1 protein-coding gene and 1 pseudogene are annotated in these 1,821 nt (G+C 69.6%); both read right to left on the reverse strand.

Annotation, left to right across the window (positions count from 1 at the left end; translation table 11 throughout):
• Positions 1–213 (reverse strand): annotated as a pseudogene (locus Asi02nite_RS41135) (AAA family ATPase); the annotation flags it as partial.
• 654 nt (positions 214–867) lie between these two features.
• Positions 868–1,821: adenosylhomocysteinase (locus Asi02nite_RS41140; protein WP_203719465.1), on the reverse strand; the 954-nt coding region annotated here is incomplete at its 5' end.

Genomic DNA, 1,821 nt, shown 5'->3' on the forward strand with positions numbered 1-1,821 from the left:
GAGCGGATCGGCGAGGTTCCAGCCCGCGTCGAGCAGCGCGGTGCAGGCCTCGATCGCAGTTCGTCGCCTCGCCGCACGAGACCCGGTCAACTCCACGACGGGTACGGGGGCGCCCGCCAGACTGTCGCGAAACCGACCGGTCATCCACTCTCGAACGTGCTCTCCGTCACGCAGGCCGCCCTGTTCGAACGGCACCCCGACGTGGTCGGTCAACAGGTAGAGGTGCGGCCAGCCAGGTGACGTCGAAGACGGTCGCGCCCGGGCCCAGGGCTGCCAGCTTGCGTTGCGTGACCTCGCGGCCGTACTCGGGGACCCAGGTGGTCGCGAAGTGCGCCCGAGGTCCTCGGCCGTCGTGGTGGTGCCGGTGGACTCCGCGCCGACCACGACGACGCGGCGGACGAACCAGGCGCGGACCTGCGGGCGCAGGGCCCACCAGTGGCCGGCCGGGTCGGCGCGGACGGCCGAACCGGAGACGGGCGTGGTCGCCCGGCCCGGGTCGAAGGGCACGTGCTCCGCGCAAAGCCGGCGAGTGCGGGGCCGTAAGCCTCGGACGTGACGACGGCGTCGAACGCGTGCCGGCCCGCCGCGGCGGCGAACAGGGCGCAGTGGGGGCCCGAGGTCCAGAAGACGAGCATGAGCAGGGCGACGTTGCGGATGCCGACGGGCCAGGTGCTGATCCGCTGGCGCGCGACGAGCCAGATGGCCCTCCGCCGAGGCTTCGGCGAAGGGCCATCGTTCTTGATTTGATCTAGAGCGGAAGAGCGGCGGACCTGGCAGGGCGCGGGCCGGGTTGTGGCCCGCGCCCGGTGTCCGGCGGGAGCGACGGTCGCGCCCCCGACGGACCCGGGACCATCTTCTGGTCTTGAATCAGTACCGGTAGTGCTCGGGCTTGTACGGGCCCTCGACGGCGACGCCGAGGTAGCCGGCCTGCTCCTTGGTGAGCTCGGTCAGGTGCACGCCGAGCGCGTCGAGGTGCAGCCGGGCGACCTTCTCGTCGAGGTGCTTCGGCAGGGTGTAGACGCCGATCGGGTACTGGTCGAGCTTGGTGAAGAGCTCGATCTGGGCGATCGTCTGGTTGCTGAAGCTGTTGGACATCACGAAGCTCGGGTGTCCGGTCGCGTTGCCCAGGTTGAGCAGGCGGCCCTCGGACAGGATGATCACCGAGTGGCCGTCGTCGAAGCGCCACTCGTCGACCTGCGGCTTGATGTTGATCCGCGTGGTGTCGGCGCGCTTCGCGAGGCCGGCCATGTCGATCTCGTTGTCGAAGTGCCCGATGTTGCCGACGATCGCCTGGTGCTTCATCCGCGCCATGTGCTCGTTGGTGATGACGTCGAAGCAGCCGGTCGCGGTGACGAAGATGTCGGCGGTCTCGACGACGTCCTCGAGCGTGGCGACCTGGTAGCCGTCCATCGCCGCCTGCAGCGCGCAGATCGGGTCGATCTCGGTGACGATGACGCGGGCGCCCTGGCCGCGGAGGCTCTCGGCGCAACCCTTGCCGACGTCGCCGTAGCCCGCGACGACCGCGACCTTGCCGCCGATCAGCACGTCGGTGGCCCGGTTGATGCCGTCGATCAGCGAGTGGCGACAACCATATTTGTTGTCGAACTTCGACTTGGTGACCGAGTCGTTGACGTTGATCGCCGGGAAGAGCAGGCTGCCGGACTGCTGCATCTCGTAGAGGCGGTGCACGCCGGTGGTGGTCTCCTCGGTGACGCCCTTGATGCCGGCGGCGACCCGGGTCCAGCGGCGGTTGTCCTCCCGCAGCGAGCGGTTGAGGACGCCGAGGATGACGGCGTACTCCTCGGAGTCGGCGGTGTCGAC

The organism is Asanoa siamensis (genome assembly GCF_016862555.1).
GTDB lineage: Bacteria > Actinomycetota > Actinomycetes > Mycobacteriales > Micromonosporaceae > Asanoa > Asanoa siamensis.